The sequence below is a fragment of the Pseudomonas sp. NPDC087598 genome (genome assembly GCF_044743525.1).
Taxonomy (GTDB): domain Bacteria; phylum Pseudomonadota; class Gammaproteobacteria; order Pseudomonadales; family Pseudomonadaceae; genus Aquipseudomonas.
Map to the genome: position 1 here is coordinate 166124 of NZ_JBIUWQ010000004.1, position 25877 is coordinate 192000.

At 60.1% G+C, this 25877-nt stretch carries 22 protein-coding genes; 9 read left to right on the forward strand and 13 right to left on the reverse strand.

What is annotated here, in order from left to right; genetic code table 11:
- The first annotated feature begins 401 nt into the window (after positions 1 to 401).
- Positions 402 to 2363 carry a choline transporter BetT gene (gene betT / locus ACIOWE_RS04235; RefSeq protein WP_163030199.1) on the forward strand — a complete coding sequence of 654 codons (1962 nt, stop codon included), beginning with the start codon at positions 402 to 404 and terminating at the stop codon, positions 2361 to 2363.
- 24 nt (positions 2364 to 2387) lie between these two features.
- Here betT and ACIOWE_RS04240 read toward each other — a convergent pair whose 3' ends face one another.
- Both ACIOWE_RS04240 and ACIOWE_RS04245 read right to left on the reverse strand, forming a co-directional pair.
- Positions 2388 to 2648, reverse strand: a complete 261-nt coding sequence (locus ACIOWE_RS04240) for a hypothetical protein (protein ID WP_401387732.1) — start codon at positions 2646 to 2648, stop codon at positions 2388 to 2390.
- 188 nt (positions 2649 to 2836) lie between these two features.
- Positions 2837 to 3874 (reverse strand): LacI family DNA-binding transcriptional regulator, encoded by a 1038-nt coding sequence (locus ACIOWE_RS04245; protein ID WP_401387735.1) that lies wholly within the window; start codon positions 3872 to 3874, stop codon positions 2837 to 2839.
- Positions 3875 to 4080: 206 nt separating this feature from the next.
- Between ACIOWE_RS04245 and ACIOWE_RS04250 the strand changes: the two genes are divergently transcribed.
- The 3 genes from ACIOWE_RS04250 (at position 4081) to mgrA (ending at position 8755) form a co-directional block, all read left to right on the forward strand.
- Positions 4081 to 6306, forward strand: coding sequence for a TonB-dependent receptor (locus ACIOWE_RS04250; RefSeq protein WP_401387738.1), 2226 nt, complete (start codon positions 4081 to 4083; stop codon positions 6304 to 6306).
- Between the two features lies 1 nt (position 6307).
- Positions 6308 to 7627, forward strand: a complete 1320-nt coding sequence (locus ACIOWE_RS04255) for an LLM class flavin-dependent oxidoreductase (RefSeq protein WP_401387741.1) — start codon at positions 6308 to 6310, stop codon at positions 7625 to 7627.
- A 90-nt stretch (positions 7628 to 7717) separates the two neighbouring features.
- The gene (mgrA, locus tag ACIOWE_RS04260) at positions 7718 to 8755 is read left to right on the forward strand and encodes an L-glyceraldehyde 3-phosphate reductase (protein ID WP_201235989.1); all 1038 of its coding nucleotides are present in this window, start codon (positions 7718 to 7720) and stop codon (positions 8753 to 8755) included.
- Positions 8756 to 8890: 135 nt separating this feature from the next.
- On the opposite strand, the gene tauD is transcribed toward mgrA, so the two are convergent.
- The 7 genes from tauD to ACIOWE_RS04295 all read right to left on the reverse strand — a co-directional run bounded on the left by tauD (position 8891) and on the right by ACIOWE_RS04295 (position 17351).
- The gene (gene tauD / locus ACIOWE_RS04265; RefSeq protein WP_401387743.1) at positions 8891 to 9733 is read right to left on the reverse strand and encodes a taurine dioxygenase; all 843 of its coding nucleotides are present in this window, start codon (positions 9731 to 9733) and stop codon (positions 8891 to 8893) included.
- Positions 9734 to 9869: 136 nt separating this feature from the next.
- On the reverse strand, positions 9870 to 10703 hold the full coding sequence (gene tauC, locus ACIOWE_RS04270; protein ID WP_401387746.1) for a taurine ABC transporter permease TauC: 834 nt from the start codon (positions 10701 to 10703) through the stop codon (positions 9870 to 9872).
- Entirely contained in the window at positions 10700 to 11494 is a 795-nt protein-coding gene (tauB, locus tag ACIOWE_RS04275) for a taurine ABC transporter ATP-binding subunit (RefSeq protein WP_401387748.1), read from the reverse strand. The genes tauC and tauB overlap by 4 nt, the downstream gene beginning before the upstream one ends.
- A gap of 16 nt (positions 11495 to 11510) precedes the next feature.
- Positions 11511 to 12488 carry a taurine ABC transporter substrate-binding protein gene (gene tauA, locus ACIOWE_RS04280; RefSeq protein ID WP_401387751.1) on the reverse strand — a complete coding sequence of 326 codons (978 nt, stop codon included), beginning with the start codon at positions 12486 to 12488 and terminating at the stop codon, positions 11511 to 11513.
- Positions 12489 to 12790: 302 nt separating this feature from the next.
- Positions 12791 to 14374, reverse strand: coding sequence for a glutamate--cysteine ligase (gshA, locus tag ACIOWE_RS04285; protein WP_401387753.1), 1584 nt, complete (start codon positions 14372 to 14374; stop codon positions 12791 to 12793).
- Positions 14375 to 14643: 269 nt separating this feature from the next.
- A complete protein-coding gene (locus ACIOWE_RS04290) occupies positions 14644 to 15027 on the reverse strand; it encodes a PaaI family thioesterase (RefSeq protein WP_095190566.1) in 384 nt (127 codons plus the stop codon).
- Positions 15027 to 17351, reverse strand: a complete 2325-nt coding sequence (locus tag ACIOWE_RS04295; RefSeq protein WP_401387756.1) for a Tex family protein — start codon at positions 17349 to 17351, stop codon at positions 15027 to 15029. The genes ACIOWE_RS04290 and ACIOWE_RS04295 overlap by 1 nt, the downstream gene beginning before the upstream one ends.
- Before the next feature lie 359 nt (positions 17352 to 17710).
- On the opposite strand from ACIOWE_RS04295, the gene ompR reads away from it, so the two are divergent.
- Entirely contained in the window at positions 17711 to 18451 is a 741-nt protein-coding gene (gene ompR, locus ACIOWE_RS04300) for a two-component system response regulator OmpR (protein ID WP_016986271.1), read from the forward strand.
- Between the two features lie 114 nt (positions 18452 to 18565).
- Positions 18566 to 19879, forward strand: coding sequence for an ATP-binding protein (locus tag ACIOWE_RS04305; RefSeq protein WP_103304137.1), 1314 nt, complete (start codon positions 18566 to 18568; stop codon positions 19877 to 19879).
- Positions 19880 to 20025: 146 nt separating this feature from the next.
- Here ACIOWE_RS04305 and rimK read toward each other — a convergent pair whose 3' ends face one another.
- The 3 genes from rimK to ACIOWE_RS04320 are packed head-to-tail and all read right to left on the reverse strand — an operon-like array spanning position 20026 to position 22203.
- Positions 20026 to 20931 carry a 30S ribosomal protein S6--L-glutamate ligase gene (rimK, locus tag ACIOWE_RS04310; RefSeq protein ID WP_007949201.1) on the reverse strand — a complete coding sequence of 302 codons (906 nt, stop codon included), beginning with the start codon at positions 20929 to 20931 and terminating at the stop codon, positions 20026 to 20028.
- Entirely contained in the window at positions 20928 to 21389 is a 462-nt protein-coding gene (locus ACIOWE_RS04315) for an ATP-dependent zinc protease (protein ID WP_175555634.1), read from the reverse strand. Before ACIOWE_RS04315 ends, rimK begins: the two co-directional genes overlap by 4 nt.
- Positions 21390 to 21423: 34 nt before the next feature.
- Complete coding sequence (locus ACIOWE_RS04320; RefSeq protein ID WP_401387780.1) at positions 21424 to 22203, reverse strand: EAL domain-containing protein; 780 nt, start codon at positions 22201 to 22203, stop codon at positions 21424 to 21426.
- Between the two features lie 116 nt (positions 22204 to 22319).
- Here ACIOWE_RS04320 and ACIOWE_RS04325 point away from each other — a divergent pair, with 116 nt between their 5' ends.
- A complete protein-coding gene (locus ACIOWE_RS04325; protein WP_401387759.1) occupies positions 22320 to 22727 on the forward strand; it encodes an RNA-binding S4 domain-containing protein in 408 nt (135 codons plus the stop codon).
- 165 nt (positions 22728 to 22892) lie between these two features.
- Here the strand turns inward: ACIOWE_RS04325 and ACIOWE_RS04330 are convergent, their stop codons facing one another.
- Positions 22893 to 23696 (reverse strand): phosphatase PAP2 family protein, encoded by an 804-nt coding sequence (locus ACIOWE_RS04330; RefSeq protein WP_401387762.1) that lies wholly within the window; start codon positions 23694 to 23696, stop codon positions 22893 to 22895.
- 105 nt (positions 23697 to 23801) lie between these two features.
- Here ACIOWE_RS04330 and hslO point away from each other — a divergent pair, with 105 nt between their 5' ends.
- A complete protein-coding gene (gene hslO, locus ACIOWE_RS04335) occupies positions 23802 to 24704 on the forward strand; it encodes an Hsp33 family molecular chaperone HslO (RefSeq protein ID WP_201235979.1) in 903 nt (300 codons plus the stop codon).
- A 181-nt stretch (positions 24705 to 24885) separates the two neighbouring features.
- Positions 24886 to 25877 (forward strand): phosphoenolpyruvate carboxykinase (ATP) (locus ACIOWE_RS04340; RefSeq protein ID WP_401387765.1); only part of this gene is annotated, 992 nt, incomplete at its 3' end.

The following is a 25877-nucleotide window of genomic DNA, read 5'->3' on the forward strand; positions in this document are numbered from 1 at the left end:
TTGTGTTGTGTTATCCGGCCTCTTCGCGAGCAGGCTCGCTCCCACATTGGATCTGTGATCGACACAAATCTCCTGTGGGAGCGAGCCTGCTCGCGAATGTACATCAGTCTGAAATTCGATAATGGCATTCAGCCAATTCTCCAGTGAACGAATCGCCTCAAACCCACGTCATACCCCTCCTTGAGCTAGCGTTGGATAACTACCGCCCAGCTCTGCGATTAGTCCTTGGCGCCCTATCCATGTTTAACTTGAACGTTCATTCAAGTTAAACCGGTGGTTCGCTGCCCGCTCACAACAGGAGGCTTGCCTTTGCTGAGTCCGATCATTTCAGCCACGTTTCAAACCCTCGAGGTGCACGTTTCATGAGTGCATCGTCTACCCCCGCCAGCGGTCTGGTGCGCATGAATCCGCCGGTGTTCTACTTCGCCGCGACGGTCATTCTGCTGTTTGGTCTCGTTGTCATTGCCATGCCGGAGCAGGCCGGCGCCTGGTTGCTGGAAGCGCAAAACTGGGCGGCCAACACGGTCGGCTGGTACTACATGCTTGCGATGACGCTGTATCTGGTCTTCGTGGTGGTCACCGCGTTATCCGGCTACGGCAAGATAAAACTCGGTGCCGACCACGACGAACCCGAATTCAGTTACCTGTCCTGGGCCGGCATGCTGTTCGCCGCCGGGATCAGCATCACGCTGTTTTTCTTCTGCGTATCCGAACCGCTGACCCACATGCTCCAGCCGCCACAAGGCGAGGCGGGCACGGCAGACGCGGCGCGTCAGGCGATGCAGATTCTGTTTCTGCACTGGGGCCTGCATGGCTGGGGCGTTTTTGCCTTCGTCGGCATGGCGCTCGCCTACTTCGCTTACCGGCATAACCTGCCGCTGGCCCTGCGTTCGGCGCTGTATCCGCTGATCGGCAAGCGCATCAACGGCCCCATCGGCTACGCGGTGGACGGCTTCGGCATCATCGCCACGGTGTTCGGTCTCGGTGCCGACATGGGCTTCGGTGTGCTGCACCTCAACTCTGGCCTGGATTACCTGTTCGGCATCGCTCACACCCAGTGGATTCAGGTCGGCCTGATCACCTTGATGATGGGCGCGGCGATCATCGTTGCCGTGTCTGGCGTCGATAAAGGTGTGCGGGTGATGTCCGACATCAACATGCTGCTGGCCTGTGCGCTGCTGCTGTTCGTGTTGTTTGCCGGACCCACGCAGCACCTGCTCAACACCTTGATCCAGAACCTGGGCGACTACCTCGGCGCCTTGCCGATGAAGAGTTTCGACCTCTACGCCTACGACAAGCCGAGCGACTGGCTCGGTGGCTGGACCGTGTTCTATTGGGCCTGGTGGATCGCGTGGTCGCCGTTCGTGGGCCTGTTTATCGCACGGATTTCCCGTGGCCGGACCATCCGTGAATTCGTTTTCGGCGTGCTATTGATCCCGCTCGGCTTCACCCTCGCGTGGATGTCGATCTTCGGCAACAGCGCGTTGGATCAAGTGCTTAATCACGGCATGAGCGCGCTAGGGATGTCGGCCATCGACAATCCGTCGATGAGCATTTATCTGCTGCTGGAAACCTATCCGTGGAGCAAAACCGTCATCGCCGTGACGGTATTCATCAGCTTCGTGTTCTTCGTCACCTCGGCCGACTCCGGCACAGTGGTGCTCTCGACCCTGTCGGCCAAGGGCGGCAACCCGGACGAAGACGGGCCGAAATGGCTACGGGTGTTCTGGGGGGCGATGACCGCGCTGATCACCAGTGCGCTGCTGTTCTCCGGCAGCATCGACGCGCTGAAATCCGCGGTGGTGCTGACCTCGCTGCCGTTCTCGCTGATTCTGCTGTTGATGATGTGGGGCCTGCACAAGGCGTTCTATCTGGAGTCGCAGAAGCAGATCGCGCAGTTGCATTCGCTGGCGCCGGTCTCCGGTTCGCGGCGCGGCACGGGTGGCTGGAGACAGCGTCTGAGTCAGGCCGTGCACTTCCCGTCGCGTGACGAGGTGTACCGTTTCATGGACACCACGGTGCGCCCGGCGATCGAAGAAGTGACGGCGGTGTTCGTCGAGAAAGGCCTGAACGTCGTCACCCAGCCGGATCCGGCGAATGACAGCGTCAGCCTCGAAATCGGCCATGGTGATGCGCACCCGTTCATCTATCAGGTGCAGATGCGCGGCTACTTCACGCCATCGTTCGCTCGTGGCGGCATGGGTTCCAAGCAGCTCAACAACCGTCGTTACTACCGTGCCGAAGTGCACTTGAGCGAGGGCAGTCAGGACTACGATCTGGTCGGCTACACCAAAGAGCAGATCATCAACGACATCCTCGATCAGTACGAACGCCACATGCAGTTCCTGCATCTGGTGCGTTGATCTACGGCTGGGCGCCGGGACGTTTTACGACTCGGCGCTCAGCACCATGAACAACACCATCGCCGCCAGCGGCACGCCGAACACCGCACTGCCAATCGCTATTTCCGAACCCAGCGGCTGGCCCGCGTGCACCACACCCACCGCGCCATTAATTACCGTCAACGCCAGCCACAGCGCGGCGAAGCCGTAGGCCATGGTCTGCCGGCTGAAGCCGATGCGCTCGCCGATGTAGAGCATCAGGGCGAGCAAGACCAGGCCGAAGAAAATGATGATTGCGGTGTGCATGGCGGGTTCTGCCTGGTGGTTGTGTGTTGCCTGAAAGACCGCAATCGCGAGCAGGCTCACTCCTACCGTGGATCGCGGCTGCCCACAAATCCCGCAGCCAACTCGATTCCTTGTAGGAGTGAGCCTGCTCGCGATAGGGCCACCTCGGTGTTTTTAAAGCATAGCCAAACCAGCCAACCGCGTATTTGTCAGGTGCTTTCGCGCTCGATGACTTGGCAGTGCAGCAGATTGAGTCGTTGCACTTCATCAGTCGGCAATACACCCAGGCTTTCCAGCACGCGTGTTGCGGCGAGTACGCCGATCTCCAATGCCGGGGGTTTGATGGTGCTGAGGCTTGGCAATAGCATTTCGGCGAAGGGGTAATCGCCGAAGCCGAGGACGGCGCAGTCTTCGGGGATTTTCAACCCGGCGCGTTGCCCGGCGAGGAGGCCGCCGGCGGCGAGGTTGTCGTTGGCGAAGATGATCGCGTCTGGGCGCGGTGTGGTGGTCATCAGGGCGTCCATCGCTTGCTTGCCGGCCTCGAATGGCGCGCGATCAGCGTCAGGGGCGAAGACCCAGGGTTCCAGGCCGGATTCTTTTAAAGTCGCCGCGTAACCGTCGCGGCGCTCCAGCGCACTAAGATCTCCCGGGGCACTGTTCTGGACGAAAGCGATGCGCCGGTAGCCTTTTTCCAGCAGATGTTTTGCCGCTGTCACGCCCACTTCGTGGTGGGAAAAACCGATCTGCATCGGCCCGCGATCCGGCTGGTAATCCCACGTTTCGATCACCGGAACATCCGCCTCGGCGATCATTTTTTCCGTGCCCGCACTGTGAAAGTGACTGGTCAGCACCAGCGCTGCCGGCGACCAGCCGAGAAACGCGCGCACCGCGTTTTCTTCCTGCTCGGCACTGAAATAACTCGACGCCAGCAACAGCTGATAGCCATGACGACTGAGCGTATCGCTGAAGCCCTGAATGGTATTGGCGAAGATCGGCCCGGAGATGTTCGGGATAACCATGGCGACGATTTTTCCCCGCGCCGAGGCTAGTCCGCCGGCCACCAGATTGGGCACATAACCCAGCTCTGCAACCACCGCCGCAATGCGCTCGCGGCGTTCGGGCGAGACCTGCTCCGGCTGATTGAAATAACGCGAGACGGTAATCGCCGAAACGCCAGCCTCACGTGCCACCGCATTGAGGGTTATACGTCCGGCACCACGGCGTTTTCGGGGCTTTTCCTGGCTCAAGGTTTGATCCTTCTTAAAAACCAAAAGACATATAAAAGTAATTTTTCAGTATTGGACGCTCTATTGCCGAGTTGCCAATACTGGCGATGTTAGCGCTAACAAAGCGCATTGTCTGCTACTCGCTCGAGCGAATGCCCAAGACACCGATTCAGGCGCTGTCGTCGTAGAACGGCAGCGGTTCAGGGCTAATTTCGAGCGGGCAGAGCATGCACAACATTCCTGGGGCGACACAAAAACTGGCGCAATCGATTCGCGCGGCGGGCTGGCTTTTCACCGGTTTGGCGGCGCTGCCGCTGGCCGATGCTTTCGCGGCCGGGAGCACTGATCAGGAGCCGACCCTCAAGTCGGTGACCGTCACCGCTACCCGCCGCGAAGAGTCGCTGCAAAAGGTGCCGGTCGCGGTGTCGGTAATCGACGGCGAACAATTGGAACGCGATAACCGCAACGGCGTGGCGAGCATCGTTCAGCAAGTGCCGTCGTTGAATTTCCGTACCGGCGCATCGAACAAGGACACCTCGCTGTTTGTGCGCGGCGTCGGCACGATTTCCACCTCACCCGGCGTCGAGCCGACGGTGGCGACGGTGATTGATGGGGTGGTTTATGCGCGTCCCGGTCAGTCGACCCTCGACCTCTTGGACCTTGAGCGCGTCGAAGTGTTGCGCGGCCCGCAAGGCACGCTGTTCGGCAAGAACGCCTCGGCCGGCGTGCTCAACATCACCAGCAAGGCACCGACCGCCGAGACCCACGGTTACATCGATCAGTCGTACTACAGCGGCAACGAAAGCCGCACGCGTTTCGGCATTGGCGGCAGTCTGATTCCGGACACGCTCAAGGGCTCGATCAGCACCTTGTTCGGCACCTACGACGGCAATGTCGACAACAAACACAACGGCCAGGAGGTCAACGGCTACAACCATCGCGGTGTGAGGGGCAAACTGGAATTCACCCCGAACGATGACGTCACCTTCACCCTGATCGGCGACTACATGCAGTCCCACGACGACGGCCCCAATGGCGTTGTCAGCAAATCCCTGACCCCGGCGTTCGCCAATGCGCTGAGCCCGGTCAATGCGACCAGCCACAATCGCGATATCAACACCGACACCCGCACTCACGTCGAGGACACCAATAAAGGTTTGTCCGGCCAACTCGACTGGCAACTGGGCGATTACACCTTGACCTCGATCACTGCGTGGCGTGGCTGGGATAACACCCAATATCAGGATGGCGACCGTCTCGGCACGGTGACGGCGGCGTTTCCCGGCACGGCGGACAAGGGTGATCTGGCCTTCGATCAATACTCGCAGGAACTGCGCCTGGCCTCGCCGAAAGGTGAGTTCCTCGAATATGTCGGTGGCCTGTTCTACATGCACGGCAAGGATGAAGAGACTTATCAGCGCACGCTGACCACGACGACCAGCGTCAACCGTGGCGTTGCTGATTACGGCACCACCAGTGACAGCTACGCAGCGTTCGGCGAGGCGACACTGAACTTCACTTCGGACTTTCGTGGCATCGCCGGTCTGCGCTACACCCACGATGAGCTGGAATACGATCACCGGCGTGTTTCCACTTCGGCGACCACGGTCAGCGGCATCCAGCCGGCAACCCGCAGTTCCGGTTCGGTCGATGAGGACGGCTGGTCCGGTCGTCTTGGCGTGCAGTACGACTTGAGCGACGCAGTCACCACTTACCTGACTTACTCGCGCGGCTACAAAGGCCCGGCCTACAACGTGTTCTTCAACATGCAGCCGCGTGACACCGAAGCGCTGAAACCGGAAACCTCGAACACTTGGGAGGCGGGCATCAAGGCGACGAGCTGGAACAATCGCCTGACGACCAACCTCGCGGTGTTTCACAGCGACTACGACAACTACCAGGCGAACTTTTTCGACACGGTGGCCGGGCAAGTGGTGACGCGCCTGATCAACGCCGGCAGCGTCAGCACCGAGGGTGTGGAACTCGATTACGCCTTGCAGGCGACCCAGCAATTGAAGCTCTCCGGCGCGCTGGCCTACACCCGTGCACGCATCGACGAGTTCGCCTGCCCGTCGGGCGCAGCGGCGTCGTGCAACGTCAACGGCAAGCCGCTGCCGTTCAGCCCGGACTGGAAAAGCTACGTGCGTGCCGACTACACCATCCCGCTGGATAACGGCCTGGATATCGAACTGGGCACCGATTACAGCTGGCAAAGCGAAGTGCAGTACGACATCAGCCAGAACCCTGACACCAAACAGGGCGCCTACGGCCTGTGGAACGCCAGCGTCGCGCTCGCCGATTACAGCAACGGCTGGCGCGTGGCGTTGTTGGGCAAGAACCTCACTGACAAGTCGTATTCGCCGTTACTGGCCAGCGGCGGCAATTACATCTACCGCGCCGTGCCACGCGATGACGAACGCTACTTCGGCGTGCAACTGCGCAAGGACTTCTGAGATGAGCAGACAGATCAAACTCGGTGCATTCCTCATGGCCACCGGGCACCATGTGGCTGCGTGGCGTCATCCCGATGTGCCGGCCAATGCCGGTCTGGATTTCGCCCATTACAAAAGGCTGGCGCAGATTGCCGAGGCGGCGAAATTCGATGCGTTGTTTGTTGCCGACAGCGTCGCAGCGCCAACCCAGGACATCGCCAGTCGCATGGCGCGCTCGGATTACTTTGAGCCACTGACTTTGCTCTCGGCATTGAGCGCGGTGACCGAGCGCATTGGCCTGATCGCCACGGCGACCACCAGTTACAACGAGCCATACCACGTGGCGCGCAAATTCGCTTCGCTGGATCACCTCTCGGGTGGGCGAGCGGGGTGGAACCTGGTGACGTCGGACAATGCTGCCGAGGCGCTGAATTTCGGTCGCGACGAACACATCGGCCACGCCGAACGCTACAGCCGTGCGCGTGAATTTCATCAGGTGGTTACAGGGCTCTGGGACAGTTGGGAGGACGATGCCTTTCACCGTGACAAGGCCAGCGGTGCGTATTACGACCCTTCGAAACTTCACGTGCTGGATCACGTTGGCGAGCACTTTCGGGTGAAAGGCCCGCTGAATGTGGCGCGCTCACCCCAGGGGCAACCGGTGATTGTGCAGGCCGGCTCCTCCGAGACCGGGCGTGAGCTGGCGGCGCAGACCGCAGAAGTGGTGTTCACCGCGCAGACCTCTCTTGTCAGCGCGCAGGCGTTTTATGCCGACCTCAAGGGGCGTTTGCCCAAGTACGGTCGCAGTGCCGATTCACTGAAAATCATGCCCGGGGTTTTTGTCGTGGTCGGGCAGACGGAAGCCGAAGCGCAGGAAAAATGTGAAACGTTTCAGCAATTGGTCGAACCGGAGGTTGGCGTCGCCTTGCTTGGGCGTATGCTGGGCAACTTCGACTTGTCGAAGTACCCGCTGCACGGGCCGTTGCCCGAGTTGCCGCTGACTGACAGCGGTCAGCAGAGTCGGCAGAAGTTGCTGACGGAACTGGCGGGGCGGGAAAACCTCACGCTGGCTGAACTGGGCCGCAAGATTGCCGGTGGTCGCGGGCATTACAGTCTGGTCGGCACGCCGGTGCAGATTGTCGACCGCTTGCAGGAGTGGTTCGAACACGGCGCGGCGGACGGCTTCAATGTGTTGGTACCGCATCTGCCGGGAGGGCTCGAGGACTTTGCCAATGGCGTGGTGCCGGAACTGCAGCGGCGTGGACTGTTCAGAACCGAGTATGAGGGCCGGACATTGCGCGAGAACCTGGGCCTTGCCCGACCCCGAAACAGATTTGCGTGATTGATAGAGCTGTTGTGGTGAGGGGATAAATCCCCTCACCACAAAAGTGTTCGACTTCAGATGACCAAAAGACAGACAAGAGAGGATTCGATGACTTACACCGCTGCCGAAAACCGCTACGACTCCATCCCTTACCGCCGCGTCGGACGCAGTGGTCTGGTGTTGCCGGCGCTGTCGCTGGGCCTGTGGCACAACTTTGGCGACAGCACGCCGATCGATACCCAGCGCGCCTTGCTGCGTACCGCGTTCGACCTGGGCATCAACCACTTCGATCTGGCCAACAACTATGGCCCGCCGTATGGCAGTGCCGAAATCAATTTCGGTCGACTGCTGCGCGAAGACTTCAAGCAATACCGCGATGAACTGATCATCTCCAGCAAGGCCGGTTGGGACATGTGGCCTGGCCCTTACGGCCAGGGCGGTGGCTCGCGTAAATACGTGCTGGCCAGCCTCGACCAGAGCCTGCAGCGCCTCGGTCTGGACTATGTAGATATCTTTTATTCGCACCGCTTCGACCCGGACACCCCGCTGGAAGAAACCGCCAGCGCCCTCGCCACGGCGGTGCAGCAGGGCAAGGCGCTGTACATCGGCATCTCCTCGTATTCCGGAGTGAAAACCCGTGAGATGGCGGCGCTGCTCAAAGAGTGGAAAGTGCCGCTGCTGATCCATCAACCCGCCTACAACCTGCTCAACCGCTGGGTGGAAAAAGACCTGCTCGACACCACCGATGAACTCGGTACGGGCGTGATCGCGTTCACTCCGCTGGCGCAAGGTCTGCTGACCGACAAATACCTCAATGGCGTACCGGAAGATGCGCGGGTCAATCGCCCGGGCGGCGGATCGTTGCAGGCTTCGCACTTGTCCGAGGCGAACATCGCACACGTTCGTGCCTTGAATGAAATCGCCAAACGTCGCGGCCAGAGCCTGGCGCAACTGGCGCTGGCGTGGACGCTGCGTGATCCACGGGTGACCTCGGCACTGATCGGCGCGAGCCGGCCGGAGCAGATTATCGAGAACGTCGGGGCGTTGAAGAACCTGAGCTTCAGTGCTGAAGAATTGGCGGAGATTGACCGGTTTGCCCAAGAGGGCGGGATCAATCTTTGGGAGAAGCCTTCGACGGCGGAATAAGTAACTGGTGCCGGATTAGTCGGCGCCTGTCCCTCAGCATTCGCGAGCAGGCTCGCTCCCACATTGAAATGCGCATTCCTGTGGGAGCGAGCCTGCTCGCGAAAGGGCCGGTGGATACAATGAAAACCTGGGCACTTAGCGGAAGAAAGGCACATCTCCCAACACCGTCGCCCGCTGCATCACCCGCCGCGCCGGGCGGTAATCATCCACCGCGTAATGCTGTGTCACGCGGTTGTCCCAGAACGCAATATCATCCTTCTGCCAGCGCCAGCGAATGGTGAATTCCGGCCGCGTCGCGTGGGCGAACAGAAACTTCAGAATCGCCTCGCTCTCGGTTTCCGACAGCTCATTGATCTTTGACGTGAAGCCTTCGTTGACGAACAACGAACGCCGTCCGCTTACCGGGTGCGTGCGTATCACCGGATGTGACAACGGTGGATTCTTGCGCCGCGCTTCTTCCCACTGCGCCAGTGCTTCAGGCGTGTTGCCGTAGCGTTCCAGCGGAAACGAGCGGGTGAAATCGTGAGTCGCGGTCAGCCCTTCGAGCAAGCCTTTCATCGCTGCCGACAACGCCTCATACGCAGCAATCCCGCTGGCCCACAGCGTGTCGCCACCAAACTCCGGCAGCAACTTGGCGCTGAGCACCGCGCCCATCGCCGGCGTCGGCAGGAACGTTACGTCGGTGTGCCAGATCGCGTTGTCGCGCACGTCGGTGACGGCGGTGTCGAGAATCAAGACTTCTGGCTGCTCCGGCACGTTCGGGTAGATCGGGTGAATGTGCAGGTCGCCGAAATACGCGGCGAAACGCGCCTGTTGCGGCGGCTCGATCGGTTGGTTGCGGAAGAACAGCACCTGGTATTTGAGCAGCGCCTGCTCGATGGCGTCGCGGTGTTCCAGGCTCAACGGCTGGCTGATGTCGACGCCGCTGATCTGTGCGCCGAGGGCCGAGCTTAAAGGGGTGATGTTCAGGCTGCTCATGGTCTTTCTCTTCAATTCCAGATAAACACCGTGTAGGAGCTGCCGCAGGCTGCGATCTTTTGATGTGTTCTTTTAAAAAGCGGATCAAAAGATCGCAGCCTGCGGCAGCTCCTACAGGGGGGATTCAAAAAATGCTTTAGTGGGCCTGGCCGTGCCACGGCACCAGTTTGCGTTGCAGGGCGCGCAGGCCCATTTCCATGGCGAAGGCGATCAGGGCGATGACCAGAATCCCCAGCACCACCACATCGGTGACCAGGAACTGCGCGGCCGACTGCACCATGAAGCCTAGGCCGCTGGTGGCCGCGATCAGTTCAGCCGCGACCAGCGTCGACCAGCCAACACCCAGACCAATACGCACACCGGTGAGAATGTCCGGCAGCGCGCTCGGCAAAATCACATGACGAATCAACTGTGCGCGGGTGGCGCCCAGCGACTGCGCCGCGCGCAATTTCGCTGGATCAACCGTGCGCACACCGGTCGCCGTGGCGATGGCGATCGGCGCGAAAATCGCCAGATAGATCAGCAGCACTTTCGACAATTCGCCGATGCCGCACCAGATCACGATCAGCGGCAGATAAGCCAACGGTGGAATCGGGCGGTAGAACTCGATCAGCGGATCCAGCACGCCACGGGCGATGCGATTGGCACCGATGGCGATGCCCACCGGCACAGCGGTCAGAATTGCGAAGCCAAGACCCAGACCGATGCGGCTCAGGCTCGCGCCAAGGTGTTGCCACAGGGTCGAATCCATATAGCCCGCCGTCGCCAGCAACCAGCCTTTTTGCAGTACGGCCGACGGCGGCGGCAGGAACAGCGGTTCGATCAAACCGGTGGCGGTCACTGCCCACCAGATCACCAGCAAGGCGAACAAGGTCAGCAGGCTGATCCAGCGCGTGCCGAGACTGCGGCGCACCGGGATCGCTACCGATGGGGTTTTCACGGCCGGGGCGGAAACGTCGTAACTGCTCATGCGCGCTCCTGCCGTTGAACGGCACTGCGTTGCGAGAACACTTTGCTCAGCACGTGTTCGCGGGTTTCGATAAAGCGCGGGTCGGATTTGATCGCCCGTGCGGATTCGCCGGCAGCGTAACGCTGGCCGAAATCCAGATGCAGGCGCTCAACGATCTGCCCCGGATTCGGCGCGAGCAAAATCAGGTCAGTGGCGAGGAACACTGCTTCTTCGATGTCATGGGTAATCAGGAAAACCGGCTTGGCCGTGCGTTGCCAGACTTGCAGCAACAGCTCTTGCATCTGTTCGCGGGTGAACGCGTCGAGGGCGCCGAAGGGTTCGTCCATCAGCAACACGCGCGGGTCAGCAGCGAGGGCGCGGGCGAGGCCGACGCGTTGCTTCTGGCCACCTGAGAGCTGCCAGATACGGCGGCTTTCGAAACCGGAAAGATCGACCAGCGCGAGCATTTCACGGGCGATTTTTTCGCGTTTGTCCTTGGCGACAGCGGCCAGTTCCAGACCGAAAGCGACGTTGGCCAACACGTCCTGCCAGGGCAGCAGGGCATCGTCTTGGAACACCACGCCGCGCTCGGCGCTCGGGCCTTTGACCGGCACTCCGTCGAGGGTGATGCGCCCGGCGCTCGGTTCAACGAAACCGGCAATCAGGTTCAACAGCGAAGTCTTGCCACTGCCGGACGGGCCGAGGGCAACCAGCAATTGCTGAGGCCCCAGGGTCAGAGAAATGTCCGTCAGCACCGGCTCCGGGCTGCCCGGGTACTGTGCGCTGATGCGCTCCAGCTGTAGCAAAGCCATCGCAGTTAACTCCCGATCAGTTGGTGATGTATTTGGCGCTGACGTACGGCGCGTAGTCCGGCAGAACGGCTTCGACCTTGCCTTGCTCCTTGAGGAACGCGGCGGTGTCGGTGATGGCTTTGGTAGTCGGTGCGCCGAGGTCGCTGACCTGATCCGCCGCCAGTGGGTAGACGTTGCCTTGCAGCAGCAGCGGAATGTCACTGGCTTTGGCGCCGGACAGTTTCACCAGTTTGTCGACGTTGCTTTGGTTGGCGAGCCAGGCTTTCGGGTCTTTGCGGTAATCGGCGTAGGCGTCGAGAGTGACCTTGGCGAACGCGGTGACGATTTCCGGGTGCTTCTCGGCGAAGTCCTTGCGCACGATCCAGGCATCGAAGGTCGGCGCACCGAACTTGGCCAGTTCGCCGGAGGTAATCAGCACTTTGCCGTTTTCCTTGGCCACGCCGAGGGCTGGATCCCAGACGTAGGTGGCGTCGATGTCACCGCGTTTCCACGCGGCAATGATCGCTGGCGGTGCGAGGTTGAGCACGGTGACTTTCGACGGGTCGATGTTCCAGTGCTTCAGCGCGGCGAGCAGGCTGTAGTGACCGGTGGACACGAACGGCACGGCGATTTTCTTGCCGATCAGGTCCTGCGGGGTCTTGATGCCGGACCCGTCGCGAGCGACCAGCGCTTCGGCGGCGCCGATCTGGGTGGCAATGAGGAAGGTTTCGACCGGGACTTTGCGGGTAATCGCAGCGGTCAGCGGGCTCGAACCGAGGTAGCCGATCTGTACGTCGCCGGAAGCGATGGCGGCGATGATGTCGGCGCCGTTATCGAATTTGCGCCAGCTGATGTCGGCCTTGGTGGCTTTTTCGTAGGCGCCGTCAGCCTGGGCGACTTTTGCCGGGTCAACGGTGGTCTGGTAAGCGACGGTAAGGTCGGCAGCCTGGGCCAGAAAGCTCGCTGCAGCCAGAGAGGCCACGGCCAGCAGGCGAAGCGGGAAATTCAGTTTCATTGAGAAGCTCCATATCAGGCGACCGAGCGTCGGCGTGAAAGGAGACTAAATGATCTAAGAATCGGAAAATAAATAACTTTTTAGACTTAGCTTATGAGCGGAAAAATCTAAGCCTTAGGGGCAACTGGCGCTTTTGTGGCGAGGGGATTTATCCCCGTTCGGCTGCGCAGCAGCCGTAAGACCTTCCTGTGCGGTGTATCAGATAAATCGCGTATTTGGCTTTTGGGGCTGCTGCGCAGCCCAACGGGGATAAATCCCCTCGCCACAGGAACCTGTCAGCACACAGTTTGTGTTCTGACAGATCAGTTACTGATCGCCAGAATGCTCGCCTGATACGACCCGACAAACACGTCGAAATCGCCAACCTCGTTCTGCTCCAGCTCAGCCTGCGCCGCCAGCGAAGATCGCGCCAGTTCCTCAAACTTCGCCTGTTCATCCGCCGCCAGCGGCTCGCTGCGGAAGAACTCGGCATGCGCCTGACTCTGACGCAACGAGAACTGCGCAAAGCTTTCCTTGTGCTCTGCCATCGCCGCCAACACCTGCGCCGACGGCGTCAGGGACGGATCGCTGACCTTGGCCAGTTGTGCATCCAGCGCCTTGCTGTGCGCATCGCCCCCGTGGCTCTGATCCAGCAGCGCGGCCAGCGGGGCGATCTGCTCCAGCAACTCGGCTGCCCAGGTCTTCATCTCGACCGGTTGACCGTCACGTTGCAATTGCAGGCCCGGACGGCGACCTTCCTTGACCACGCTGAGGAAATTCGATGTGGCGTTGCCGCAACTGGTGTTGGTCAGCAGCGGGCTGTCATTGAGCGCGCAGTACAGCAGGAACGCGTCGAGGAAGCGCGACTCGGTGAGGTCGATACCCATCGGCAGGAACGGGTTGATGTCCAGGCAACGCACTTCGACGTACTGGATGCCACGGGCGACCAGCGCCTGTATCGGCCGCTCGCCGGTGTAGGTCACGCGTTTCGGGCGGATGTTGGAGTAGTACTCGTTTTCGATCTGCAGGATGTTGGTGTTGAGCTGCACCCACTCGCCATCCTTGTGCGTGCCGAGTTCAACGTACGGCGCGTACGGCGTGGCCACGGCTTTGCGCAGGCTGTCGGTGTAGCTCGCCAGATCGTTGTAGCACGGGGTCAGACCGGCCTGGGCATTGCTCTGATAACCGAGGTCGCTCATGCGCAGGCTGGTGGCGTACGGCAGGTACAGGGTGTCCGGATCGAGCTGTTCCAACTGGTGCGAACGGCCGCGCAGGAAGCCGGCGTCCAGCGCCGGCGATGCACCGAACAGGTACATCAGCAGCCAGCTGTAGCGACGGAAATTACGGATCAGCGCGATGTAGGACGACGACTGGAAGTCGCGGTCGGTGCCGACGAAGCCTTCGGCTTCTTTCAGCAGCGGCCAGAGTTTTTCCGGCAGGGAAAAGTTGTAGTGAATCCCGGCGATGCATTGCATGGTCTTGCCGTAACGCAGGGCCAGGCCCTTGCGATAGACGTACTTGAGCTGACCGATGTTGGAGGTGCCGTAATAGGCGATCGGGATATCTTCCTCGGCCGGCAACGGGCACGGCATCGACGGACTCCACAGGTACTCGTTGCCGAGTTTGCTGTAGGCAAAACGGTGGATCTTGTCCAGGCTCGCCAGCGTATCCGCCGGATCGGGCAGGGCAGGCGTGATGAATTCCAGCAGCGACTCGGAGTAGTCGGTGGTGATTTGTTCGTTGGTCAGCGCGGAACCCAGGGCTTCGGGGTGCGGCGTTTGCGCCAGTCGACCTTCGCTGGTCACGCGCAGGCATTCACGTTCGATACCGTGAAGGCACTGTTCGAGCAGAGAGAGGTTGGCGCGCTCGCCGAGCAGAGCCAGGCGGCGGTTGAGAAGTTCGCTCAATTTGGATTCCTTCACGCGTCAGTCGCCCCAATATGGGGGTGGGCAGGACGGTCTACAAGGGTGAAGTTGAAACTGGCGTTTTCGCCTGGTTTTATAGCGGCAGGCCATTTGCCGGTCAGTCAAGAACTGCACAATCCCTGTGGGAGCGAGCCTGCTCGCGAAGGCGGTGTGTCAGCCAACATCTTCATTGCTGATACACCCACTTCGCGAGCAGGCTCGCTCCCACAGGATTCGTTGCGCCGAAATTAACTCAAATTGATGACCAGTAGCTACAGGACAGCGAACGTGCCTTGCGCTTTTGCGACCAGTTTGTCGCCCTGCATCACGTCGGCTTCGACCACCAATGTGCGCCGGCCCGGGTGGATCACCCGTGCCGTGCACAGCACCTCGCCGTCCGAGACGGCGCGGATATAGTTGATCTTGCACTCGATGGTCGCGCTCTGCTGATCGAAGCCATGCACGCTGGAACAGGCCAGCCCCATGGCAATGTCGACCAGACTGAACAGCGCGCCCCCGTGCAATTTGCCGCCGCGGTTGCGCAGTTCCGGTTCCAGCCCCAGGGCGACTTGCGCCACCCCGGTTTCCAGGCTGTGCAGGCGGCAGCCCAACAGCTTGAAAAACGCGCTCTCGACGAGCCCGGCCGGAATTTCCATCAGCGTTTCTTCAACTGCTTGGCGTTGGCGAACAGCGAGGCCATCGCATTGTTCGCCGGTGCGGCAGTGGCGGTTTCCTTGCGTGGCGCGTTGTTCGAAGGCTGGCGCTGCGCCGAGCCCGGACGCGAGCCACGGGCACCGTCGATTTTCTCGCCCGGGGTGTCGCCCATGCGCATCGACAAGCCAACGCGTTTGCGCGGAATGTCGACTTCCATGACCTTCACTTTCACCACGTCACCGGCCTTCACCGCTTCACGCGGATCCTTGATGAACTTCTCCGACAGCGCCGAGATGTGCACCAGACCGTCCTGATGCACGCCGATGTCGACGAATGCACCGAACGCGGTCACGTTGGTGACGACGCCTTCGAGGATCATCCCCAGTTGCAGGTCCTTGAGGTCTTCGACACCTTCCTGGAACTCGGCAGTCTTGAACTCCGGACGCGGGTCGCGGCCCGGTTTTTCCAGCTCCTGGATGATGTCGGTCACGGTCGGCAGACCGAAGGTCTCGTCGGTGAACTTCTTCGGATCCAGACGCTTGAGGAACCCGGCGTCGCCGATCAGCGAGCGGATATCGCGGTCGGTTTCAGCGGCAATACGCTGCACCAGCGGATAGGCTTCCGGGTGAACGGCCGACGAATCCAGCGGGTTGTCGCCGTTCATCACGCGCAAGAAGCCTGCTGCCTGTTCGAAGGTTTTCTCGCCCAGACGCGCGACTTTCTTCAGTGCTGCACGGGTCTTGAACGCGCCGTGTTCATCGCGGTGAGCGACGATGTTTTGCGCCAGGGTCGCGTTGAGGCCGGAGATTCGCGCCAGCAGCGCCACCGAAGCGGTGTTTACATCAACGCCGACGGCGTTCACGCAGTCCTCGACCACAGCATCGAGGCCACGCGCCAGTTTCAGCTGCGAGACGTCGTGCTGATACTGGCCGACACCAATGGATTTCGGATCGATTTTCACCAGCTCAGCCAGTGGATCCTGCAAACGGCGGGCGATGGACACCGCGCCACGGATCGACACGTCCAGATCCGGGAATTCCTTGGCCGCCAGTTCCGACGCCGAGTACACCGATGCACCGGCCTCGGAAACCATGACCTTGGTCATTTTCATCGCTGGATATTTTTTTATCAGCTCGATCGCCAGTTTGTCGGTCTCGCGGCTGGCGGTGCCGTTGCCGATGGCGATCAGGTCAACCGAGTGCTTGGCGCACAGGGCGGCCAGAATGGCGATGGTCTGATCCCACTTGTTGTGCGGCACGTGCGGGTAAACCGTGGCGTGATCCAGCAGTTTGCCGGTGGAGTCGACCACCGCGACCTTGCAACCGGTACGCAGGCCCGGGTCGAGGCCCAGGGTCGCACGCGGGCCGGCCGGCGCGGCCAGCAGCAGGTCGTGCAGGTTGTGGGCGAAGACGTTGATCGCCTCGGTTTCGGCGCCGTCGCGCAGCTCGCCCAGCAGGTCGGTTTCCAGGTGCGTGTAAAGCTTGACCTTCCACGTCCAGCGCACCACTTCGCCGAGCCATTTGTCGGCCGGACGGTTCTGGTTCTGGATATTGAATTGCTGACCAATCATGCCTTCGCACGGGTGCATGGTGCCCGGCAGTTCGTCGCCGACTTTCAGCGCAGAGCTGAGGATGCCCTCGTTACGGCCACGGAAAATCGCCAGCGCACGGTGGGACGGCATGCTTTTCAGCGGTTCGTCGTGTTCGAAGTAGTCGCGGAACTTGGCGCCTTCTTCTTCCTTGCCAGCGATGACGCGGGCACTGAGGGTGGCTTCCTGCTTGAGGTAGTTGCGCAGTTTTTCCAGCAGGCTGGCGTCTTCGGCAAAACGCTCCATCAGGATGTATTTGGCGCCTTCGAGGGCTGCCTTCACATCGGCCACGCCTTTTTCGGCGTCGACGAAACGTGCGGCTGCGGTTTCCGGAGCCAGATTCGGGTCGTTGAACAGGCCGTCGGCCAGGTCGCCGAGGCCGGCTTCCAGGGCGATCTGGCCCTTGGTGCGGCGCTTCTGTTTGTACGGCAGGTACAAGTCTTCGAGGCGAGTCTTGGTGTCAGCGAGTTTGATGTCGCGTTCAAGTTGCGGGGTGAGTTTGCCTTGCTCTTCGATGCTGGCGAGGATGCTGATGCGCCGTTCGTCGAGTTCTCGCAGGTAGCGCAGACGTTCTTCCAGATGACGCAACTGGGTGTCATCGAGGCTGCCGGTGACTTCTTTCCGGTAACGGGCGATGAAGGGAACGGTAGAGCCTTCATCGAGTAGCGCGACGGCCGCTTCGACCTGTTGTGGGCGTACGCCGAGTTCCTCGGCGATGCGGCTGTTGATGCTGTCCATAAAACCACCTGACATATTGTGAAAGCAGGCTCGCAGGCACGGAAATAAAGGCCCGGAGTCTGGTTGAGCGGCTTGAAGATTGCCGCTGCCTGGGTCAAAAGGCAGCCCATTGACCCGTGAAATCGAACAATTACTGCGCCGGGCAGGAAAAAAAGGCCTGCCACCTGCGGTAACGATTCAGACGTTGCCTGGCACAAAACGCCGCGCATTATAACCAGCGTTCTGTCATTCGGGGGCGTTGCAGTCTGTAGGCATAAACCCCGGTTTTCTGGCAGTGAAGGAAAAATCTGCTAACAATGCACACGGTGCGTATAACGGCAGCTACGCCATAATGCGCGCCGAGCTAAAAGGAGCATCCAATGAGCAGCACTGCACAAACTGCTGAAGGCGAAAAAATTCTCATCGTTGACGACGATCCGGGGCTGAGCAGCCTGCTGGAACGTTTTTTCGTCAGCAAGGGCTACCGCGCCCGTACCGTACCGAACACCGAGCAGATGGATCGTCTGCTGTCGCGTGAGGTTTTCAATCTGGTCGTACTCGATCTGATGCTGCCTGGCGAAGACGGTCTGACCGCCTGCCGCCGTTTGCGGGCTGCAAATAACCAGATTCCGATCATCATGCTCACCGCCAAGGGCGATGAGATGAGCCGCATCAAGGGCCTGGAACTGGGTGCCGACGATTATCTGGCCAAGCCGTTCAACCCGGACGAGCTGATGGCCCGGGTCAAAGCGGTACTGCGTCGTCAGGCCGCACCGGTGCCGGGCGCACCGGGCAGCGAAGACGAAAACGTCACCTTCGGTGATTACGTGTTGTCGCTGGCCACTCGTGAACTGAAGCGCGGCGACGAAGTGCACATGCTCACCACCGGTGAGTTTGCGGTACTCAAGGCCTTGGTCATGAACGCGCGTCAGCCATTGACCCGCGACAAACTGATGAACCTGGCCCGTGGCCGTGAGTGGGATGCCCTCGAGCGTTCCATTGACGTACAGATCTCCCGTCTGCGTCGGATGATCGAGCCTGATCCGTCGAAACCGCGCTATATCCAGACTGTCTGGGGCGTGGGCTACGTGTTCGTACCGGATGGCGCCGCCACCAAGTGATCGGCGATTTGTAGGAGCGAGTCTGCTGGGTGCTGGTCGAATGGCCGTGCCCACAGACTCGCAATCCGCAATATGCGAGCATTGCTCGCTCCTGCAAGTGTGTAGCGGTTATTGATGAAGACCCCCGTCTGGTTTCCCCAAAGTTTTTTCTCCCGCACCCTCTGGCTGGTGCTCATCGTCGTGCTGTTTTCCAAGGCGCTGACCCTGGTTTATCTGTTGATGAACGAGGACGTGCTGGTGGATCGTCAATACAGCCACGGCGTTGCCTTGACGTTGCGCGCCTATTGGGCCGCTGACGAAGAAAATCGCGCGAAGATCGCTGATGCCGCGACCCTTATCCGGGTAGTGGGCGCCGGCGTACCGGAAGGCGAACAGCATTGGCCGTACAGCGAAATCTACCAACGACAAATGCAGGCGGAACTCGGTGCGGACACTGAAGTGCGCTTACGCATGCACTCGCCGCCGGCGCTGTGGGTTCGCGCGCCGAGCCTGGGCGATGGCTGGTTGAAAGTCCCGCTGTATCCGCATCCGTTGCGTGGCCAGAAAATCTGGAACGTGCTCGGCTGGTTCCTCGCGATCGGTTTGCTGTCGACCGCCTCGGCGTGGATTTTTGTCAGTCAGCTCAACCAACCCTTGAAGCGTCTGGTCTATGCCGCCCGGCAACTCGGTCAGGGCCGTAGCGTGCGTTTGCCGATCAGCGACACGCCTAGCGAAATGACCGAGGTGTATCGTGCCTTCAACCAGATGGCTGAAGACGTCGAGCAGGCCGGACGGGAACGTGAGCTGATGCTTGCCGGGGTTTCCCACGACTTGCGTACGCCGCTGACCCGCTTGCGGCTGTCGCTGGAGTTGATGGGCGACCGCAACGACCTGACCGACGACATGGTGCGCGACATCGAAGACATGGACGCGATTCTCGACCAGTTCCTCGCGTTCATCCGCGACGGTCGTGATGAGTCGGTGGAAGAGGTCGATCTCAGCGATCTGGTGCGTGAGGTGGCAGCACCGTACAACCAGAACGAAGAGAAAGTGCGCTTGCGCCTTGAACCGATCCAGCCGTTTCCGCTGCGTCGGGTGTCGATGAAACGCCTGTTGAACAACTTGATCGGCAACGCCTTGAACCATGCTGGCAGCAGTGTGGAAGTCGCGGCCTATGTGTCCGGTGATGTCAGCGCACCGTATGTGGTGCTGAGCGTGATGGACCGAGGGGCGGGAATCGATCCGTCCGAGCTTGAGGCGATTTTCAACCCGTTTACCCGAGGGGATCGGGCGCGGGGTGGCAAGGGCACCGGGTTGGGGCTGGCAATCGTCAAGCGGATTGCTTCGATGCATGGCGGCAATGTTGAGTTGCGCAACCGCTCCGGAGGCGGATTGGAAGCGCGGGTGCGGTTGCCGCTTGGGTTGATGCTTCCTCGGGATGCCGTTTAAGCGCTGAATCTTCTGTGGGTCTGACGGCCCTATCGCGAGCAGGCTCACTCCTACAGTTTGACCGAGTTCCTTCAGTTGGAATGCGGTCCACTGTAGGAGTGAGCCTGCTCGCGATGGCGGCCGGTTAGCCGCCACATCTCTTGGGGTTAGCCCTTGCCTTTGGTCCGGGTCATGTTTGGCCCGCCATTTTTTTCAAGGTGCTCGATGATGATCCCCGCCACATTCTTCCCCGTGGTGGTCTCGATCCCTTCCAGACCCGGCGACGAGTTCACCTCCATCACCAGCGGTCCATGATTGGAGCGCAGGATATCCACACCCGCCACCGCCAGGCCCATGACCTTGGCTGCACGCAGCGCGGTCATGCGCTCTTCCGGGGTGATCTTGATCAGGCTGGCGCTGCCGCCGCGATGCAGGTTGGAGCGAAACTCACCTGGTTTGGCCTGACGCTTCATCGCCGCGATCACCTTGTCGCCGACCACAAAGCAGCGGATATCCGCGCCGCCTGCTTCCTTGATGTATTCCTGCACCATGATGTTCTGCTTCAGGCCCATGAACGCCTCGATCACCGACTCGGCGGCGGTCGCGGTTTCGCACAACACCACACCAATGCCTTGAGTGCCTTCCAGTACTTTGATCACCAGTGGCGCGCCGTTGACCATGTCGATCAGGTCGGGGATGTCATCCGGCGAGTGGGCAAACCCGGTCACCGGCAAACCGATGCCGCGACGCGACAGCAGCTGCAGCGAGCGCAACTTGTCCCGCGAACGGGCAATCGCCACTGACTCATTGAGTGGGAACACACCCATCATTTCAAACTGACGCAACACTGCGCAGCCATAGAACGTCACCGACGCACCGATCCGCGGGATCACCGCGTCGAAACCTTCCAGCGGTTTGCCGCGATAGTGAATCTGCGGCTTGTGGCTGGCGATGTTCATGTAGGCGCGCAAGGTATCGATCACTACCATTTCATGCCCGCGCTCGGTGCCGGCTTCGACCAGACGACGGGTGGAATACAGACGCGGATTCCGCGACAGCACAGCGATCTTCATGCAACACCTGTGGAGGAGGTAGATACCGGGAACACCGGCTTGTCTTGTACATATTTGATGCCCGGATTGACCACCAGATGGCCATCGATCAGGGCTTTGGAACCGAGCAGCAGGCGATAGCGCATGGACTTGCGGCAGGCGAGGGTGAACTCGATCGGCCAGACCCGATCACCCAGGGCCAGGGTGGTGCTGATCACATAGCGCTCCTGGGCATGGCCGTTGGAGCTTTTAATGGTTTTGCGCGTCACCAGCGGCGCTTCACAACGCCGGTGACGCAACTGCACCACCGTGCCCAGGTGCGCAGTGAAGCGCACCCACTTCTCGCCATCGCGCTCGAACGGCTCGATGTCGGTGGCATGCAGGCTGGAGGTGCTGGCACCGGTGTCGATTTTCGCCCGCAGGCCCGCGACTCCCAAATCCGGGAGCGCCACCCACTCGCGCAGACCGACAACGGTCAAATGGTCAAATGTCTTCAATAGAAAAAACCAACGATTAACGCGTCCAGGCCTCAGGTGACACCTGGGCCAACGCTTTGAATGCAGGTTTGGCGAACCAGAACCCCTGCATCAGAAATATTCCACAGTCCGCCAGGAAATCCCGTTCACCGGCGCTCTCGATGCCTTCGGCGATGACTGTAACGTCCAACTCCGCACAGATTGTGACAATCCCCCGGACGATCGCCTGACGGACACGGTCGTGATCGACATCGCGGATCAGCGCCATGTCGAGTTTGATCAGGTCCGGTTGGAAATCAGCCAGCAGATTGAGCCCCGAATAACCGGCACCGAAATCATCGATGGCGGTCTTGAAGCCGAATTCGCGGTATTCACGCAGAATATTGGTCAAATGGCGATAGTTATCTACGTGCTCGCTTTCCAGGGTTTCGAAAATCAGTCGGTCGATCGGAAAATTGTGCTTTTTGGCCGCCTCCAGGGTGCTGCGAATGCATAACTCTGGACGATAGACGGCGTTGGGCATGAAGTTGATCGACAAGTGTGTCTGCATATTAAGGTTGGCCGCGCCTTCGATGGCACGGGTCCGGCAGAGTTGGTCGAAACGGTAGCGGTTGTCTTCTGTAACCTGATCTAACACCGTCATTGCGCCTTCACCGGCGAGGCCACGGACCAACGCCTCATTGGCGAAAATCGACTGGTCGCGCAGGTCGACGATAGGTTGGTAGGCGAAATCAAAATCGAAGCCCAGCGGCTCGCTTTGCTGACAACCCTGGCATCCGGCCTTGGGCGAGGTTAATGAAGAGGGGAATTTAGTCACTCGATCACTCCATGCCGCTGAACCGGCGAAGATCACAGTCTATCTGGAGGGCCGAATTCTTGCGCCCGACAGAAACGGTAGTACAGTTCCGACTACTGGCTGAACGAGGAATTCATATGGCGCAAAAACAGGAAGAGGACGACAAGGTCCGTCTCGATAAATGGTTGTGGGCTGCGCGTTTTTATAAAACCCGTGCCTTGGCCAAAGCAGCGATCGAGAGTGGCAAGGTGCATTGTCGTGGTGAGCGCTGCAAACCGGGCAAGGAGCCGCGAATCGGTGATGAGTTCGAGATTCGTACCGGTTTTGAAGTGCGTACGGTGAGGGTTGAAGCCTTGTCGATCGTACGTCGAGGCGCACCCGAGGCGCAGACGTTGTATGCAGAAACCGAGGCAAGCGTTGAAAAACGCGAAGCGGCTGCGGCGATGCGCAAGGCCGGTGCCCTGGGCGTAAGCACCGATGGCAAGCCGAGCAAGAAACAGCGGCGGGATCTGTTTAAATTTCGTGGGAACAGCAACGACGAGTAGGTTGTGCCAAGCACCGATGTGGCGAGGGAGCTTGCTCCCGCTCGGCTGCGCAGCAGTCGTAAATCCATCCAACGCGGTATTTTTGATACACCACGGTGGATGGATTAGGAGTCCTTCGGCCTCCAGCGGGAGCAAGCTCCCTCGCCACAGGATCGATGCAAGGACTCAGTTTGCGGTGCGCACCACACTCATCCGCGAAACAAGCGGCAATTTGCCCAGCAGACTGAAGATCGGCGAAGTCACCTTCAGCCAGAAATTCGCGGCGTGATAAGCAAACGGTGTGTAGTAACCCCAGCCCAACGCCCACACCGCCAGCAACACGCCGCCGATGTAATCGTCCTGACCCCAATGGGCGCCAGCCACCAGTCGCGGCAGCATGAACAGCAGCGCGAGGCCCCAGATCACCAGGAACTGGCCGACCGTACGGCTGAACACGCCCATGAACAGCGCCCAGATCAACAGCACCGAAGCATGGTCACCGGGGAAGCTCTGGCTGGAGCGATCCTTCAGCTCCCAGGTCTTCTCCAGATGTGGGAAGTAGTCGCTGATGTGCACCGCGCCTTCAAGCACCATCGACGGGCTGCTGTGCTGCCAGTCCATGTGGTCGGCGAACTTGGAAAACAGCGTGCGGATCACCACCATCAACAGCAGGATCGAGAAAAATCCGAAAAAGGCGCGACGCACGTCAATCGCCTTGAACACCCAGTCGCCCTTGATCAACAGCGTCAGCAGAATCACGCCAACCACAATGTCGAACGGACGCAGACTTGCAATTGCCCAGATGTGGAGCCATATCGGGTTGCTGGCCAGTGGTGCGTTGAGTGAGCGGAACAGCCACTCGTCGAAAAACACACACAGCGCGTTGCCCGTAGGCCATAACCAGAAAGCCAGCAGCGCCAATGGCACCACGTTGCACAGAACCAGCCGGCCGAGGTTCCACCTGGATTGGAACAAACCCGGATTGTTCATAAAATGCCTCCCATGGCTAAACAGTCGGCACCAAAAAAAGTGCCAAGAAGCGCAAATTTTCATTCTTTGTAACCATTTTGTCACCTCATTCAGATACCCAGACCTATGACCGACCTACCGGATACCGATTACACCCAACGCTTCATCTTTGATGACAGCGACACGCGCGGCGAACTGGTCGCGCTGGAGCGCAGCTACGCCGAAGTCCTCGCCAAGCACCCGTACCCGGAACCGGTCGCGCAGTTGCTCGGCGAATTGATGGCGGCGGCCTCTTTGCTGGTGGGCACCTTGAAGTTCGACGGCTTGTTGATCCTGCAGGCGCGCTCCGAAGGCCCGATCCCGATGCTGATGATCGAGTGCTCCAGCGACCGTGAAATCCGTGGCCTGGCGCGTTATGACGCCGACTTGATCAAAGCGGACGCGACCCTCGGCGACTTGATGCCGAACGGCGTACTGGCCCTCACCGTCGACCCGACTGTCGGCCAGCGCTATCAGGGCATCGTCGATCTTGACGGCGAAACCCTGTCCGAATGCTTCACCAACTATTTCGTCATGTCGCAACAGGTCGGCACCCGCTTCCAGCTATTCGCCGACGGTCGTCGCGCCCGTGGCCTATTGCTGCAGCAACTGCCCGCCGATCGCTTGAAAGACGAAGAAGACCGCGCCGCCAGTTGGCAGCACATCACTGCGCTAGCCAGCACGTTGACTGCCGATGAACTGTTGAGCCTGGACAACGAAACCGTTCTTCATCGTCTCTACCATGAAGAGCAGGTGCGCCTGTTCGACGTGCAGAAACTGCGTTTCCACTGCAGCTGCTCGCGCGAGCGTTCGGGCAATGCACTAGTCAGTCTGGGTCAGGAAGATGCGCAGGCATTGGTGGTGGAAAACGGCGGCCACATCGAGATCGATTGCCAGTTCTGCAACCAGCGTTACCTGTTTGATGCGACCGATGTAGCTCAATTGTTTGCTGGCGCAGGCGTCGACACGCCGTCAGATACCCGGCACTAAAACGGTTCAGCGCAGGTAAATTCACTGCGTAACGACGGAATATCGCCGTTACGACGGGAGGACCCTACTCTTTTTGGGCTTTTCTGGCATAATCCGGCCCACTTTTTTCGCGGTAGTAGTGCACGACTTTCTACTACAAAACGTTTGGAGCACACTCGGCCACTGGCCGACGGGGAACCTCATGACGCAAGCCAATAACGCCGTGTACACCGATCTGAGTGTTGATGATCTGGTAAAAGAAGCCCTGAACCGCGGTGAGGGCGAGCTTGCCGATACCGGCGCTCTGGTTGTTCGCACTGGTCACCGCACCGGTCGTTCGCCTGTTGACCGTTTCATCGTTGAAGAGCCTTCCACCCAGGCCGCTATCGCCTGGGGCCCGATCAACCGCAAGTTCCCGGCCGACAAGTTCGATGCACTGTGGGCTCGCGTAGAAGCTTTCAACAACGCGCAAGAGCACTTTGTGTCCCACGTGCATGTAGGCGCGGCGGAAGATCACTACCTGGCCGTGAAAATGACCACCCAGACTGCCTGGCAGAATCTGTTCGGTCGTTGCCTGTTCATCAACCCGGCGCAGTACAACCCGGCCGGTCGTGAAGAATGGCAGGTCCTCAACGTGGCCAACTTCGAGTGCGTGCCAGAGCGTGACGGCACCAACTCCGATGGTTGCGTGATCCTCAACTTCGCGCAGAAGAAAGTGCTGATCGCCGGCATGCGTTACGCCGGTGAGATGAAGAAAGCCATGTTCTCCGTGCAGAACTTCCTGCTGCCGGCCGCTGACGTGCTGCCAATGCACTGCGCTGCCAACATCGGCGAAGAAGGCGACGTGACCCTGTTCTTCGGTCTGTCGGGCACCGGTAAAACCACGCTGTCGGCCGACGAAAGCCGTTACCTGATCGGTGACGACGAACACGGCTGGGGCGAAGGCGTTGTCTTCAACATCGAAGGCGGCTGCTACGCCAAATGCATCGACTTGTCCGAGAAGAACGAGCCGGTCATCTGGAAAGCCATCAAGCACGGTGCAGTCCTGGAAAACGTCGTCATCGACGACGCCAAGCACGCCGACTATACCGATGTCAGCCTGACCCAGAACAGCCGCGCCGCGTACCCGCTGGAGCACGTTGCCAAGCGTTCCGAGAAGAACCTGGGCGGCGAGCCAAACGCTGTGATCTTCCT